Annotated in this window: 14 protein-coding genes and 1 riboswitch; of the genes, 6 read left to right on the plus strand and 8 right to left on the minus strand. The window is 72.9% G+C overall.

Going from position 1 to position 14,903, the window contains the following annotated elements; genetic code table 11:
• Nucleotides 1-2 precede the first annotated feature (2 nt).
• Complete coding sequence (locus KV205_RS03365) at nt 3-1,661, minus strand: hypothetical protein (protein WP_265862024.1); 1,659 nt, start codon at nt 1,659-1,661, stop codon at nt 3-5.
• A gap of 372 nt (nt 1,662-2,033) precedes the next feature.
• Here KV205_RS03365 and KV205_RS03370 point away from each other — a divergent pair, with 372 nt between their 5' ends.
• The 3 genes from KV205_RS03370 to KV205_RS03380 all read left to right on the plus strand — a co-directional run bounded on the left by KV205_RS03370 (nt 2,034) and on the right by KV205_RS03380 (nt 4,963).
• On the plus strand, nt 2,034-2,873 hold the full coding sequence (locus tag KV205_RS03370) for an N-acetylmuramoyl-L-alanine amidase (protein ID WP_265862025.1): 840 nt from the start codon (nt 2,034-2,036) through the stop codon (nt 2,871-2,873).
• 103 nt (nt 2,874-2,976) lie between these two features.
• Complete coding sequence (locus KV205_RS03375) at nt 2,977-3,831, plus strand: DUF5336 domain-containing protein (protein WP_265862027.1); 855 nt, start codon at nt 2,977-2,979, stop codon at nt 3,829-3,831.
• Between the two features lie 121 nt (nt 3,832-3,952).
• Nucleotides 3,953-4,963 carry an LLM class F420-dependent oxidoreductase gene (locus tag KV205_RS03380; RefSeq protein WP_265862028.1) on the plus strand — a complete coding sequence of 337 codons (1,011 nt, stop codon included), beginning with the start codon at nt 3,953-3,955 and terminating at the stop codon, nt 4,961-4,963.
• Nucleotides 4,964-4,992: 29 nt separating this feature from the next.
• Here the strand turns inward: KV205_RS03380 and KV205_RS03385 are convergent, their stop codons facing one another.
• The 4 genes from KV205_RS03385 to KV205_RS03400 all read right to left on the minus strand — a co-directional run bounded on the left by KV205_RS03385 (nt 4,993) and on the right by KV205_RS03400 (nt 8,919).
• Nucleotides 4,993-5,472 carry a hypothetical protein gene (locus KV205_RS03385; protein ID WP_374214630.1) on the minus strand — a complete coding sequence of 160 codons (480 nt, stop codon included), beginning with the start codon at nt 5,470-5,472 and terminating at the stop codon, nt 4,993-4,995.
• A gap of 206 nt (nt 5,473-5,678) precedes the next feature.
• A complete protein-coding gene (locus KV205_RS03390; protein WP_265862031.1) occupies nt 5,679-6,779 on the minus strand; it encodes a prenyltransferase in 1,101 nt (366 codons plus the stop codon).
• On the minus strand, nt 6,776-7,537 hold the full coding sequence (locus KV205_RS03395; protein ID WP_265862032.1) for a class I SAM-dependent methyltransferase: 762 nt from the start codon (nt 7,535-7,537) through the stop codon (nt 6,776-6,778). The genes KV205_RS03390 and KV205_RS03395 overlap by 4 nt, the downstream gene beginning before the upstream one ends.
• A 50-nt stretch (nt 7,538-7,587) precedes the next feature.
• Entirely contained in the window at nt 7,588-8,919 is a 1,332-nt protein-coding gene (locus tag KV205_RS03400; protein ID WP_265862033.1) for a glycosyltransferase family 4 protein, read from the minus strand.
• Between the two features lie 218 nt (nt 8,920-9,137).
• On the opposite strand from KV205_RS03400, the gene KV205_RS03405 reads away from it, so the two are divergent.
• Entirely contained in the window at nt 9,138-9,764 is a 627-nt protein-coding gene (locus KV205_RS03405; protein ID WP_265862034.1) for a TetR family transcriptional regulator, read from the plus strand.
• A gap of 20 nt (nt 9,765-9,784) precedes the next feature.
• On the opposite strand, the gene KV205_RS03410 is transcribed toward KV205_RS03405, so the two are convergent.
• The 3 genes from KV205_RS03410 to KV205_RS03420 form a co-directional block, all read right to left on the minus strand.
• Complete coding sequence (locus KV205_RS03410; protein WP_265862035.1) at nt 9,785-10,351, minus strand: hypothetical protein; 567 nt, start codon at nt 10,349-10,351, stop codon at nt 9,785-9,787.
• 86 nt (nt 10,352-10,437) lie between these two features.
• On the minus strand, nt 10,438-10,671 hold the full coding sequence (locus KV205_RS03415) for a ferredoxin (protein WP_265862037.1): 234 nt from the start codon (nt 10,669-10,671) through the stop codon (nt 10,438-10,440).
• Nucleotides 10,671-12,131: an aldehyde dehydrogenase gene (locus tag KV205_RS03420; RefSeq protein ID WP_265862038.1), complete on the minus strand. Its 1,461-nt coding sequence runs from the start codon at nt 12,129-12,131 to the stop codon at nt 10,671-10,673. The genes KV205_RS03415 and KV205_RS03420 overlap by 1 nt, the downstream gene beginning before the upstream one ends.
• Before the next feature lie 209 nt (nt 12,132-12,340).
• Between KV205_RS03420 and KV205_RS03425 the strand changes: the two genes are divergently transcribed.
• Complete coding sequence (locus KV205_RS03425; protein ID WP_265862039.1) at nt 12,341-13,399, plus strand: MBL fold metallo-hydrolase; 1,059 nt, start codon at nt 12,341-12,343, stop codon at nt 13,397-13,399.
• A gap of 64 nt (nt 13,400-13,463) precedes the next feature.
• Nucleotides 13,464-13,538: riboswitch (cobalamin riboswitch) on the plus strand.
• A gap of 94 nt (nt 13,539-13,632) precedes the next feature.
• Nucleotides 13,633-14,892 carry a prenyltransferase/squalene oxidase repeat-containing protein gene (locus KV205_RS03430; RefSeq protein WP_265862040.1) on the plus strand — a complete coding sequence of 420 codons (1,260 nt, stop codon included), beginning with the start codon at nt 13,633-13,635 and terminating at the stop codon, nt 14,890-14,892.
• The last annotated feature ends 11 nt before the right edge of the window (nt 14,893-14,903 follow it).

Below are 14,903 nucleotides of genomic sequence, written 5' to 3' on the forward strand. Positions count from 1 at the left end.
CGCTAGTACAGCGACGTCACGTAAAGACAGTTGGTGTAGCTGTAGCCCGACTCGATCTTGGTCGTGCTGCCCTTCTTCACCTCGGCCGAGCTCCGCGTGCTGTCCCGCTTCTGAAGCATCTGGTAGTTGCCCGGGGGCAGCGTCAGGGTCCGCTTCGGGTACTTGGACGACGGGCCGGTGCAGGGCTTGATGCCGCCCTTGGGGACGATGATCCCCGGGTAGGCCTTGCAGCTGCCGCAGGCCGGGAGGGTGATGCGGCCGGTGACGGGGCCGGTGTAGAGGAGCTCGACCGCGCTCGGGCCGTCGTTGCTGACGACCATCACCATGCCGGAGCCGTCGGCGGTGGCGGCCGAGGGGACCTTGTTGCCGGCGGCCGGGGTCTCCTCGGCGATCTCGGCGGCGATCGCGATGTTGCGGGCCTGCGGGGTCTGCGGGCTCGACGGGTACGCCTTGACGTACTCGTTCATCGTCGCGAGCGCCTCCGTGAACTCCTTCTTCTTGAACTGGTCGACACCGCACGCGAAGTCACCGCGCTGGATCGACCGGCCCACGTCCTTCCCGAACGACGCGAACGCCGCCGACGGCAGCAGGCCGACCGTGGTGTCGATCCGGCGCAGCTCCGCGGCCGTGTCGCAGGGCGCGACGCCCACCGACTTGTCCCGGGCCCGCAGCACCTCGCGCAGCGTCGGCTCGACCTTCGCCGCGAACGGCGACTGCGGGAAGGTGCTCATCAGGGCGTTGAGGTGGTCGGCCGACGACTTCTCCTGACCCGTCATGCCGACGCTCCGTGTGCCGCACTCGAACCAGGACTCCGCCAGCGGCTCGTCGGCCCGGCCGACGAGATTGCCGAGCAGCGCCTTGTCGACCCGGCCGGGCAGCTCCCGCAGATGCTGCAGGGCGGGGACGGCGCGGCAGTAGTCCTTCTTGGCGTACGGAGCGGAGACCGCCTTGTAGTACGCCTGGAGGCGGTCGGGCACGAGCTTCCCGGCGCGCGAGCCGGCGTGCTCCGAACCGATCCGCTGGTACGTGTCGAGGGCCGAGCGGTAGGTCGCCTCGGCGCTGGTGAAGCTCTGGCCCTCAGAGTCCTTCACCAGCTTGTCGGCGGCGGCGAGCTGCTCCAGGAGCCGCTGCTCCCGCGCCTCGTCGCGCGCCGCGCCGTACGCGAAGCCGCCGCCCACCGGCACCGCGAACAGCGCGAGCGCCAGCGGCAGGACGAGGCCCTGCCGGGCCGAGGCCCAGGGGGCGAGCGGCGTGCGGCGGGCGCGGCGCAGCACGTCCAGGGCGGCGAGGACGACGAAAGCGCCGTACGCGACGAGGACGCCGGCCGGGATGCCGTCGGGGTCGGCGGGCAGGACCGCGACGATCAGCGCGACGGTGACCGCCCAGCAGACGACCGCGCCGATCCACTGGCGCAGGACGACATACCCGAGGCCGAGGCCGGAGAGGTTGAGCAGCGCGGCGGCCACGGCGGCCGGCCAGGGCTGCGGCGGCGGGGGCGGTGGAGGCGGCTCCACGGGAGCGAACCCGGGCGGCGCGAACCCGGCCCCCGCACCGGGCATGGCGCCGAGCTGCACGGTCGGCTGCGGCGTGCCGTACACCGGCGGGTGCGCGGGCGGCGGAGGCAGCTGACCCGCCTCCGGCGCGACCCGGGGGTCCGGCACCGGCGGCCGGGCGTCCTGGGGCTCCGAAGCGTCATGTGGCCGTCTCGGGTCCGGCACCTGTCCCGAGCCCGGGCCGGTGTACTCCCAAGGTGACGGATGTCTCCCGGCGGTGCCGTGGTGGTCGTTGTCTTCCCCGGCCACAGGTCCCCCCTCGTGGTCGTGCGACTGAAGCGTCTGACGGTTCGTCTCATGGTCGCGCAGCGGTCACCCTTGTGCCCCGTCGGGGTCCCGTCGGGGTCCCGTCGGGGTCCCGTCCGGGTACCGAGGCGGCTGGCGATCTCCCCCACCTACCCTTCACCCACCTTTCACACACGTGGCCGTCGTTCGGTTCCGCTGCGGGCTTTCCGGCTCCGGAGCGCCTACAGTCGCGGGGTGCCGTACGCCCACCGGAAGCTCCTCGCGCTCGCCCTGCCCCTCGGCCTGCCGCTGGCCCTGACCCTGACCGGGTGCGGCGGGTCCGCCGCGTCGTCGCCGCAGGCCACCCGTACCGCGGACGCCAAGGCCGCCACCGGCGCCACGCCCACCCCCTCCCCCGGGCTGCCGCTCGCCGGGCGGACGATCGTCATCGACCCGGGGCACAATCCCGGAAACTTCCGGCATACCGCGGAAATCAACAAGAAGGTGAACATCGGGACCACTCGTAAGGAGTGCGACACCACCGGCACCTCCACGAACGCCGGCTACACCGAGGCCGCCTTCACCCTCGATGTTTCACACCGTCTTCGCGATCTCCTCAAGAAGCAGGGCGCGACGGTGGTCCTGGTGCACGACGGCGAGCGCCCGTACGGGCCGTGCATCGACGAGCGCGCGCGGGCCGGGAACACCGCGAAGGCCGACGCCGCGATCTCCGTGCACGCCGACGGCTCCGCCGCCGGAAACCGCGGTTTCCATGTGATCCTGCCCGCACGGGTGAGCGGCGGGGGCGCCGACACCGCGAAGATCGTCGGCCCGTCCCGTACCCTCGGCGAGAAGCTCGTCACACGGTTCGCCCGTGCCACCGGTTCAAACCCCGCCAACTACATCGGATCCGGCACCGGGTTGGACGTGCGTGACGATCTCGGGGGTCTCAATCTCTCATCCGTTCCCAAGGTCTTCCTCGAATGCGGCAATATGCGTGATCCGAAGGACGCCGCGCTGCTGACCGACGCAGCGTGGCGCCAGAAGGCGGCGCAGGGGATCGCGGACGGCATCGGGGCCTACCTCCAGGGGTAGGACCGGGGAGCGATCGGGCGAACGATAGATTCGCTCCGTACGATGGGGCGCCCCCCGTGCTTCGCGCCACCCCGACGAGACGACCCGACGAAGGACTTCTTACGTGAATATCCGCTCCCTCACCCGAGGCGATGGCGTGCTGATCGGCGCAGCGGTGGTGCTGTTCATCGCCTCGTTCCTCGGCATCTCCAGTTGCTCGGGCAACTACTGCGACACCTTCGACGCGGCGTTCTCGTGGGAGGTCTCGCCGCTCGGCTGGGGCTCCTTCCTGCTCGGCATCGCCGGCGCCGCGCTCGTGGTGCTCTCCCGCGCGCTGCCGCAGCCGCGCAAGGTGGCCGGCCTGGAGCTCGGCCAGGTCGGCGCGGCCTTCAGCGTGGCCTCCGCGTGGACCATCCTGATGTGGGTCTTCGAGTCCACGAACGTCGGCGCCGGTCTGGTCCTCGGCCTGATCGCCTCCCTCGCGGGTGCCGCCGGCGCGATCGCGGGCCCGCTGGTCCCGGCCCTGCAGGCCCCGCTGGTCGGTGCGCCGAAGCCGCCCACCCCGCAGCCGTACGGCATGCAGCCCGGCCAGCCGGGTCAGCCCGGCGTCCCCGGTGGCTACGGCTACCCGGGCGCCCAGCAGGCCCCGTACGGTGCGCAGCCCGACCCGTCGCTCGGTGGTGGCCAGCCGTACGGCGCGCAGCCGCAGCCGGCCCCGGCTCCCGGTCCGCAGGACGCCGCCCCGCAGCAGGCGCAGACCGCCGCCGCGGCGCCGGCCGGGGACTTCGCGCCGTTCTGGTTCGCCGTCCCGGCGGCCCGCCCGCTGTACGCGGAGGACGGCTCGGCCGCGCCGATCGCCGAGCTGGCGCCCGGCGCCTGGTACCTGGCGGTCGAGCAGCGCGGTCAGGCGCTGATCGCGCAGACGCAGGACGGCCGCCGTGGCGTCCTGCAGGACACCACGGGCATCCAGCGCGGCTGACGCCCCTTTCGGTTCACTCGCCCGACGGCCCCCGGCCCGGATCTCTTCCGGGCCGGGGGCCGTCGGCGTACAGTGCGCACCGACCCAGTGATCTGACGGTACGTCAGAAAGGCGGCGCGGCATGCGACTCGGACTCGCCCTCGGCTACTGGGGACGCGGCCCCTCCCCCGCCCACCTCGCGCTGGCCCGCGAGGCCGAGGAGCTCGGCTACGACTCGGTGTGGACGGCCGAGGCCTGGGGCTCCGACGCCTTCACCGCGCTGACCTGGATCGCCGCCCACACCTCGCGCATCCGGCTCGGCACCGCCGTCGCGCAGATGGCCGCGCGCACCCCGACCGCCACCGCGATGCACGCGCTCACCCTGGACCATCTGTCGGGCGGGCGGATGGTCCTCGGGCTCGGGCTGTCCGGGCCGCAGGTCGTCGAGGGCTGGTACGGGCGCCCCTTCCCGCGCTCGCCGCTCACCGCGACACGCGAGTACGTGGACGTGGTCAAGCAGGTGCTGCGCCGCGAGGGGCCCGTCGCGCTCGACGGGCGCTACCACCCGCACCCGTACAGCGGCGCGGACGGCACCGGGCTCGGCAAGCCGCTCAAGCCGATCACCCACCCCCTGCGGGCGGACCTGCCGGTGCTGTTGGGCGCCGAGGGTCCCAAGAACATCGCGCAGACGCTGCGGATCGCCGACGGCTGGCTGCCGCTCTACTGGTCGCCCACCCGCTGGGCCGAGGTGTACGCGCTGCCGGACGCCCTCCCCGAGAACTTCACCGTGGCGCCGATGGTGCGGGCCCAGGTGTGCGAGGACGTCGCGGCCGGGCTGCTGCCGGTGAAGGCGATGCTCGGCTTCTACATCGGCGGCATGGGGCACGCGGCCAGGAACTTCCACGCGGACCTGATGGGGCGCATGGGGTACGAGGGGGAGGCGCGGCACATCCAGGAGCTGTTCGCGGCGGGGCGGCGGGAGGAGGCGGTGCTCGCCGTGCCGGACGCCTTCGCCGACGAGATCTCGCTGGTCGGGCCGCGGGAGCGGATCGCACAGCGGCTCGCGGAATGGCGGAAGGGCCCGGTGACGGACCTGCTGGTCACGGCACCGGACCCGGAGACGCTCCGTACGCTCGCGGAGCTGAACAGCTGAACACCTGAGACCGGACGGGCTGGAAGGGCTCAACCGCCGCTGAGCTGGGAGGCGCTGGGCACCTTGTCGACGACCTCGGCGCCGGCGCTCTTCCCCGCGTCCTTCACGCCGTTGATGACGCTCTCGAAGGAGCCGACGTCCGCGTCGGTCACCTCGCCCTTGCGCAGCTTCGTCGCGAGGCTCTTCAGCGACTCGATGCCGGCGCTGAGCGGCGCCACCGCCTTCGACAGCAGCGGGTCGCCCTTGGCGTTGTTCACCGCGGCCTTCAGCCGGTTGTAGGTGAAGGCACCCGCGAGGCCGGCCTTGACGAGGGCGAAGGTGCGGCCGTCGGCGCCCTTCTTGAACTTGCCCGCGCGGTACGGCTTGATGATCCACTGGTACGTCGCGCCGGCCGCGAGGCCCGCGTTCGCCACGAACCGGGTCTTGACCAGCTTCTGCTGCTCGAAGCTCGCCGAGGCGGACGGGGCCGCCGCGGCCACCGTCGCGGTGGCGTCGGCGCTCGTCGTCATGGACTGCGAGCTGTCGCCGCCGCAGGCCGCGGTCGTGGTGAGCAGCGCGCCGGACAGGAACAGCGCGACGGCGGCGCGGCGCGCGCGTATGAGCCTTGGCACGGTGAGACCTCCCTGGGGCCCCGGGGAGGGCCTGGTCGCTGTGGCGCCAGCCTCACCCGGGGGCGCGGGGCGCGCACCCGGGGTCCGCCAGGAGGGTGAACGAGTCAGGGCCTAGGGCCGGACAGGCCCTCACCGCAGCAGTCGGGCTCCAGGCCGCGGGGCAGCCGCTCGCCGCCGAAGACCGCGACCGTGGCCTCCTCGCCGCCGAGCGCCGCCACCGCGAGCAGCAGCGAACCGGCGGTCCAGGTGGTCTGCTCCTCCGGCCAGACCGCGCGGTTGCCCTCGAAGACGTAACCCGTCCAGTAGTTGCCGTTCTCCGCCCGCAGGTGTCCGATGGAGGCGAGGATCTCCAGGGCCCGGTCGGACTCCCCCATCGCCCAGAGGGTGAGGGCGAGTTCGCAGCTCTCGCCGCCGGTCACCCAGGGGTTGGGCAGCACGCAGCGCACGCCGAGGCCGGGCACGACGAAGGCGTCCCAGTGCTCGTCGATCCGGGCCTGCGCCGCCGCGCCGGTGACCGCGCCGCCGAGCACCGGGTAGTACCAGTCCATCGAGTAGCGGGACTTGTCGAGGAAGCGCTCCGGGTGGCTGCGGATGGCATGGCCGAGCGCGCCCGCCGCCAACTCCCAGTCGGGCTGCGGCTCTTCGCGCTCCTCGGCGATGGCGAGGGCGCAGCGCAGCGCCTGGTGGATCGACGAACTGCCGGTGAGCAGCGCGTCGGTGACCGGCGTGCCGTCGGCCTCGCGCTTCCAGCCGATCTGTCCGCCGGGCTGCTGGAGCCCGAGGACGAACTCGACGGCCGCGTAGACGACCGGCCACATGCGGTCGAGGAAGGCGTCGTCGCCGGTGGACAGATAGTGGTGCCAGACGCCGACGGCGATGTACGCGACGAAGTTGGACTCGCGACCGCGGTCGGTGACGTCGTCCGGGTCGCCGTCCCGGTAGGCGGCGTACCAGGAGCCGTCGGCGTTCTGGTGCCGGGCCAGCCACTCGTACGCCCGCCGCGCGGCCTCGTGCTCGCCGGCGGTGTCCAGGGCCATGGCGGCCTCGGTGTGGTCCCACGGGTCCAGGTGGTGCCCGCGGAACCACGGTATGGCGCCGTCCTCGCGCTGGACGGCGAGGATGCCGGCGACGGTCGCGGCGGCCTGCTCGGCGCTGAGGACACCGGGGAGCACCAGGTGCTCCGCGATCCGCTCGGGAGAGGTCACTTGGCGTCGGCCCCGGCGGTGTCGGCCTCGGCCTCGGCCTTCGGGAGGTGGGGCTTGGTCGCGTAGGCGACGAAGCTCTTGCCGACGACCGGGTTGAGCAGCTGCTCGGCGACCCGGGTCACGGCGGGCTTCTTCATGATGTCCCAGACCAGGAGCTTGTGGTACGCGCGGACCGGCAGCGCCTTGTCGTTGTCGACGCCGAAGGCGCACTTGAGCCACCAGTACGGGGCGTGCAGGGCGTGGGCGTGGTGGGTGCCGTACGGCTTGAGACCGGCCTGGCGCATCTTGCCGAGCAGCTCGTCGGCCTTGTAGATGCGGATGTGGCCGCCCTCGACCTCGTGGTACTCGTCGGAGAGCGCCCAACAGACCTTCTCGGGGCCGTAGCGCGGGACGGTGATCGCGATCCGGCCGCCGGGCTTGAGCACCCGGACCATCTCGGCGAGCACACCCTTGTCGTCCGGGATGTGCTCCATGACCTCGGAGATGATGACGACGTCGAAGGACTCGTCGGGGAAGGGCAGGTTGAGCGCGTCGCCCTCCATCGCGGTGGCGGACGCCCCGGCCGGGGCCTCGCCGGCCTCCTTCATGGCGGCGAACCACTTGGCGACCTCGCGGATCTCCTCGCCGTTCTGGTCGAGGGCGACGACCTGGGCGCCGCGCCGGTAGCACTCGAAGGCGTGCCGGCCCCCGCCGCAGCCCAGGTCGAGCACGCGGTCGCCGGGGGCGAGCGGGAAGCGGGTGAAGTCGACGGTCAGCACGGCGTCTGCCTTTCAGGGGCTGCTACGGGGGCGTGGGGGGGCGCGGTCGTTCAGGAGCGGGTGGCCGCGGCGCGGGCGCGGGGCGCGCCCGCGATCGCCTCGCGGTACAGCTCGGCGGTGCCCTGGGCGGCGCGGGCCCAGGTGAAGCGGTCGAGCACCCGGGCGCGGCCCGCCCGGCCGAGGCGGGTGCGCAGGTCGGGGTCGCCGAGGACCCGGCCGAGGGCGGCGGCGAGGGCGCCGGGGTCGCCCGGGGGGACGGCGAGGCAGGTCTCGCCGTCGGGTCCGGCGACCTCGGGGATGGCGCCGCCGGTGGTGGCGACCAGCGGGGTGCCGGTGGCCATGCCCTCGGCGGCGGGCAGCGAGAAGCCCTCGTAGAGGGAGGGGACGCAGGCGACCTGGGCGGAGCGGTAGAGGTCGACGAGCTCGGCGTCGCTGATGCCCTTGACGAAGCGGACGGCGCCGTCGAGCCCGTACCGCTCGATGGCCTGGGCGACCGGCCCGTCCTCGGCGCGCTTGCCGACGACGACGAGGTGCGCGTCGGGCTGCTCGGTGCGGAGCTTGGCGAGCGCCTCGATCAGGTAGACGAGGCCCTTGAGGGGGACGTCGGCGCTGGAGGTGGTGACGATCCGGCCGGGGACCTCGGCGACGGACGGGTCGGGCGACCACAGGTCGGTGTCGGCGCCGATGTGGACGACCTTGATGCGGTCCTCGCGGACGCCGAGGTGCTCGACGATCTCCTGGCGCGAGGTGCCGGAGACGGTGAGCACGGAGGGCAGCCGGCGGGCGACCCGCTTCTGCATGCGGGTGAAGGCGTACCAGCGGCGGACGGAGGCGCGGCGCTTCCAGTCGGCGGCGGCGTCGAGTTCGAGCTGCCGGTCGACGGTGATGGGGTGGTGGATGGTGGTGACGAGCGGGGCGCCGAGGGCGCGGGGGCCGCCGAGGAGTCCGTAGCCGAGGGTCTGGTTGTCGTGGACGACGTCGAAGGCGCCGCGGCGGGCGGCGAGCATGCGCCGGGCGCGCAGCGAGAAGGTCAGCGGCTCGGGGAAGCCGCCGGTCCACATGGTGCCGACCTCGACCGCGTCGATCCAGTCCCGGTACTCCTCGCGCTTCGGCGTGCGGAAGGGGTCGGGCTGGCGGTAGAGGTCGAGGCTGGCGATCTCGGTGAGCGGGACGCCCTCGTCCAGGGTGGGGTACGGCTGGGAGCCGATGACCTCCACGCTGTGGCCGAGGCGGGCGAGCTCGCGGGAGAGGTGGCGGACGTAGACGCCCTGGCCGCCGCAGAACGGATTCCCCTTGTACGTGAGGAGAGCGATCCGCAACGGACGGTCACCGCCCGGGCCGGCACCCTGTCGGGGGCTTGCCTCTATGGCCTCCGCGGTCAACTGGGACCCCCTTCGAGCGTGCTTTTCGCGGGAGCGTAACCGCCCGCGCTAATCTAGAACAAGTTACAGACTTGATCATCCTCGATCCTTCGAGGAGCACAGAATCTACCGGCAGGTAGCTTCGTCGCGAGATCCGGAACAGGTGATTCGCGCCACGGCGGCGGGCGGGCCCATACTGACGCTCCGCCACCGCACGGCACCGCACGGAACGGGACCTCATGAGCGTGGAAGACAGACCAGCGTCGCCGCCCCTGACCGAACGCCAGGAGGCCCGCCGGCGGCGCATCCTGAGCGCCAGCGCGCAGCTGGCCGGGCGCGGCGGCTTCGACGCCGTCCAGATGCGGGAGGTCGCCGAGGCGGCCGGAGTGGCGCTCGGCACGCTCTACCGCTACTTCCCGTCCAAGATCCATCTGCTGGTCGCCACCATGCAGGACCAGCTCCAGCACATGCACACGACCCTGCGCAAGCGCCCGCCGGCCGGCGACGACCCGGCGCAGCGAGTGGCCGAGACGCTGATGCGGGCCTTCCGGGCGCTGCAGCGCGAGCCGCAGCTCGCCGACGCGATGGTACGGGCGCTGACCTTCGCGGACCGCAGCGTGAGCCCCGAGGTGGACACGGTCTCGCGACTGACCACCGCGATCATCCTGGACGCGATGGGGACGGAGCACCCGACGCCGGAGCAGCTGTCGGCGGTGCGGGTGATCGAGCACACCTGGCACTCGGCGCTGATCACCTGGCTGTCGGGGCGGGCGTCGATCGCACAGGTGAAGATCGACATCGAGACGGTCTGCCGGCTGATCGAGCTGACCGCGCCCGAGCCCCTGAAGGGGCGCGGGCGCGGCTGAGAACAGAAGGTGCGGCAGGCTCAGGAGGTCTTCGGCGGACCCGCGACCTTGAGCGCCTCCGCGCAGGCGGGCTTGGCGTCGGTGGCGATGAACATCACCAGCTTGAGCGCGCCCATGTTGTGCGCCTTCAGCATCCAGGTGCCCTTGTTGAGGCTCTTGATGGTGGTACCGGCCTGGTCGATGCTCTGGCCGGTCTGCCAGCCCTCCTTGCCGAGGGCGGCGACCGTCTCGTCGTAGGACCTCTTCGGGTCGGCGGCCTTCTTGCCGTCGGCGTTCCACATGACCATGCACTGCTCGGTGCCGGCCGGCACCTGGTCGGCCTTGGCGTCCTGCTGGAGCCCGGCGCCGGTGGCGGCGGTCTCGATCTCCTGCTTCACGTCGTCCGCCGACAGCTCCTCGCCGCCACCCGCACCCGAACCCCCGGTCGCCCCGGCGGAGGCCGCGCCCGCCGAGGACGAGCCGCCCGAACTCCCCTTGTCCGAGCCCCCGTTGCTCCCACAGCCCGCGACCAGCAGGACCACTCCGGCGGCCGCGGCCACCCTCCCCCAGAGCTTCGCCTGGGGGTACCCCCATCTCGCTTCGCTCACCTTGCGCACAATTCTCCCAAATGCGTGCGGACGAAGGCCTCTTGCCCCCGTGACCAAGGCAGTAGTTTTGCATAAGGGAACGGGCCCTACTCCTCGGGCGGGAACACGGGCTCCCCGCCGTCCGCGAGGGCGATCGAGATGGCCTCCACCGGGCAGCCCTCGGCCGCCGCCAACACCCGCTCGTTCGCGTCCGATTCGGGCTCGCGCGGGTGGGACTGGCGGGCGGTGTCGAGGCGGAAGGCGTCCGGGGCGTGGTTGACGCACATGCCGGAGCCGATGCAGACGCCCCGGTCGACCTCCACGTGCCAGCGGTCGCCCATCACGCCTCCCCGTAGCCGGCCGGGAGGTGGATCATCTTGTGCTCCAGGTACTCGGACAGGCCCTCGGGGCCGAACTCCCGGCCCAGGCCGCTGTTCTTGTAGCCGCCGAAGGGGCCGAGCATGTCGAGGCTGAAGGTGTTGACGTTGAAGGTGCCGGTGCGGACCCTGCGGGCGAAGTCGATGCCGTGCTCCACGTCGCCGGTCCAGACGCTGCCGGACAGGCCGAAGTCGGAGTCGTTCGCGATCCGCAGCGCCTCGTCCTCGTCCCCGTACGGCAGGAGGCAGATCACCGGACCGAAGATCTCCTCGCGGGCGATCCGCATCGCGTTGTCGACGTCGCCGAAGAGCGTCGGCTCCACGTACCAGCCGCGCTCCAGGCCGGCCGGGCGGCCGCCGCCGGTGAGCACCTTGGCGCCCTCGGCCTGGCCGATGCCGATGTAGTCGAGGGAGCGCTGCTGCTGGCGCCGGGCGACCAGCGGGCCGACCTGGGTGGCCGGGTCGAGCGGATCGCCGACCACGAGCGCGCCGGCCGCGGCGGCGAAGGCCTCGGCGATCTCGTCGTAGCGGGAGCGGGGGGCGAGGATGCGGGTCTGGGCCACGCAGGCCTGCCCGTTGTTCATCCACGCGGCCGGGACGATGCCGGCGACGGCGGCCGCCAGGTCGGCGTCCGGCAGGACGACCGCGGCGGACTTGCCGCCGAGTTCGAGGGTGACCCGGGTGAGGTTGCGGGAGGCGACCTCCATCACGCGCTTGCCGGCCGCGACCGAGCCGGTGAAGGAGACCTTGTCGACGCCGGGGTGCCCGACCAGGTACTCGCTGACCTCACGGTCGGCGGGGAGGATGCTGAGCACCCCCTCCGGCAGCCCGGCGTCCGCCGCGATCTCGCCGAGGATGTACGAGTCGAGAGGCGACTCCGGCGAGGGCTTGAGGACCACGGTGCAGCCGGCGAGCAGCGCGGGCCCGAGCTTGGCGGCGGCGGTGAACTGCGGCACGTTCCACGGCACGACGGCCGCGACCACCCCGACCGGCTCGCGCCGCACGAGCAACGGCCCGAGGACGCCGGGACGCCGCTCCTCGTACGCGTACGCCCGGGCGACGTTGATCGCCGAGTCCCACACCATCATCGCGCCGAGCGCCTGCGCGAGCACCGACCAGGAGTACGGCGAGCCGTTCTGCGCGCTGATGGAGCGGGCGATCTCCTCGTGGCGGACGGCGATGGCGTCCTTGATCCGCGAGACGACCTCGATCCGCTCCTCCAGCGTCGTACGCGGCCACGGCCCCTCGTCGAAGGCGCGGCGCGCGGCGGCGACGGCCCGGTCGACATCGCCCGCGGAGGCGTGCGGGACGCGCCCGATGACCTCCTCGGTGTGCGGGGAGATCACCTCGATGACCTCGCTGCCGAGCGGGTCGGTCAACTCGCCGCCGATGAACAGTTTTCCGTGCTCCACAAGCTCGGTCATGACCGACTGCCTCCCTGGGGGCCGCACGCCGACTCCGGAATCTGAATCTGACTCTGCATCAGAACTGATACCAGTTCTAGTTCTGCTTGACCAGAGACGGGATGTCGATCGGGATACCGATACCGACATGGACGCTGACAGTTCGTCAGTTCTCGTTATAGTGGCCTCGGTCAACCAAGCTCCGTACCGCCGTGGAGAGACGAGGCCCCATGACCGAGCCCGAGCCCAGCGAGCAGGTCATCGCCCACGGCGGAGGCGTCTGGTCCCTGCGGGTGCCCATCCCCGACAACCCCCTCGGGCACACCCTGGTGCACGTCGTCGACACCGACCGCGGGCCCGTGCTCGTCGACACCGGGTGGGACGACCCCGAGTCCTGGGCCGAACTCACCACCGGGCTCGGGACGCTCGGGCTCGCGCCCGGCGATGTGCACGGGGTGGTCGTCACCCACCACCACCCCGATCACCACGGCCTTTCCGGCAAGGTCCGCGAGGCGTCCGGCGCCTGGATCGCCATGCACGCCGCCGACATCGCCGTCGTCCGCCGCACCCGCGAGTCCGCACCCGGCACGTGGCTCGACTACCTGGCCCGCAAGCTCGCCGCCGTCGGCGCCCCCGAGGAGCATCTCGCGCCGCTGCGCGCCGCACGGGCCGCCGGCGGGCGGATGCGCACCCTGCCGGGGCTGCGGTCCGCGCTGCCCGACCGGGAGATCGTGCCCGGCGAGCTCCTCGACCTCGCCGGACGCCGGCTGCGCGCCGTGTGGACGCCCGGCCACACCCCCGGCCACGTCTGCCTCCACCTGGAGGAGGCGCACCCCGCCGGACTGCCCGGCCACGGCCGCCTCTTCTCCGGCGACCACCTCCTCCCCGGGATCAGCCCGCACATCGGCCTGTACGAGGACCCCGAGGACGCCACCGCGACCGACCCGCTCGGCGACTACCTCGACTCCCTCGAACGCATCGGCCGGCTCGGCGTCGCCGAGGTCCTGCCGGCCCACCAGCACGCCTTCGCCGACGCCGCCGGCCGGGTCCGCGAACTCCTCGACCACCACGAGGAGCGCCTCGCCGGCCTGCTCGCCCTCCTCGCCACCCCCCTCACCCCCTGGCAGCTCGCCGAGCGCATGGAGTGGAACCGCCCCTGGGACCGCATCCCGCACGGCTCCCGCAACATCGCCGTCAGCGAGGCCGAGGCCCACGTCCGGCGCCTGGTGAAGCTGGGCCGGGCGGAGGCGGTGCCGGGGACGGACCCGGTGGCGTACGCGGCGGTGTGACGTACGGCTCCGGGAGCGGCGAGCACCCGGCCGGTAAAGTGGGCGGTCGTCGTCATGCCCGTACAGGGGGAAGCCGGTGGGAATCCGGCACTGACCCGCAACCGTGAGCCACCCTCCCAGGTGGTGAGTCGGAACGCCCGGTACGGGACGTGAGCGCCGGCACCGTCGAGGAATACGGCGCCGGAGGCTGGCCCCCCGGGGTGCCGGTGTCCGGTGCCCGCAGAGAGGGACCCATGATCAGCGTTCGCCGCGCCGCCGCCGCACTCGCGGCCGGTGCCGTGCTCAGCACCACCGCCGCCGGAGTGGCCGCCGCCGCGCCCTCGCCCACCCCCTCCCCCGCCAAGATCCCGGCCGGGCTCTACGGCACGGCCGACCCCACCTACGACGGCGTCTGGCGCCAGTCGCTGGCCTTCCTCGCCCAGCGCAGCTCCGGCATCCAGCCCGCCGACCAGTCCGTCGACTGGCTGCTCGGCCAGCAGTGCGCGAACGGTGCCTTCGCCTCGTACCGCCCCGAGCCGGCCAAGGCCTGCGACGCCAAGACCATGCTGGACAGCAACGCCACCGCCGTCGCCGTGCAGGCGCTCGCCGCCGTCGAGCGCCAGTCCGCCGACCCGGCAGAGGTCGCCAAGGTCGCGAGGGCGGGCGCGGCCTGGCTCAAGAGCGTGCAGAACAAGGACGGCGGCTGGAGCTTCACCCCCGGCGGCCCCAGCGACGCCAACTCCACCTCGATCGTCGTCAACGCGCTCGTCGTCGCCGGTGAGCGGCCCGCGAACGTGAAGTCCGCGGCCGGCAAGAACCCGTACGACGCGCTGCTCACCTTCGCCCTCCCCTGCACCGCGAAGGACGGCGGCGCGGGAGCGTTCGCGTACCAGCCCGACAAGGCCGGCAAGCTGCTCGCGAACGCCGACGCCACCGCCGCCGCGACCCTCGCCGGCCTCGGCAAGGGCATCACCGCGCGCGGCGCCCAGCCCCAGCAGCAGCCGACCTGCACCGACCTGCCGAAGCCGACGCCGGAGCGGGCCGCGCTCAACGGCGCCTCCTACCTCGCCGCGCAGCTCGCGAAGACCGGCCACCTGAACACCCCGCCGATGCCGGGCGCCGCGGCGGGCGCCGCCGAGCTGCCCGACTACGGCAACACCGCCGACGCCGTCGTGGCGCTCGCCGCCGCCGGGGCTAAGCAGGAGGCCACCGGCTCCCTGGCCTGGCTGGAGAAGAACTCCGCGAGCTGGGCCAAGAGCTCCGGCCCGGCCGCCTACGCCCAGCTGGTCTTCGCCGCGCACGCAATGGACACCGACCCGCGCAGCTTCGGCAGCACCGACCTCCTGGAGCAGCTGAACGCGACCGGCCCCGCGCCGAAGGCACCCGACAACTCGAAGGCGTCCGCGGGCGCCGCCGAGGACGAGGGCGGCTTCGACCTGTGGTGGATCATCGGCATCGGCATGGTCGTCGGCGTCGGCATCGGCTTCCTGCTCAGCGGCCGCAACAAGAAGTGAGGACGGACGTC

It is taken from the genome of Streptomyces sp. SKN60 (assembly GCF_026236535.1).
Lineage (GTDB): Bacteria > Actinomycetota > Actinomycetes > Streptomycetales > Streptomycetaceae > Streptomyces.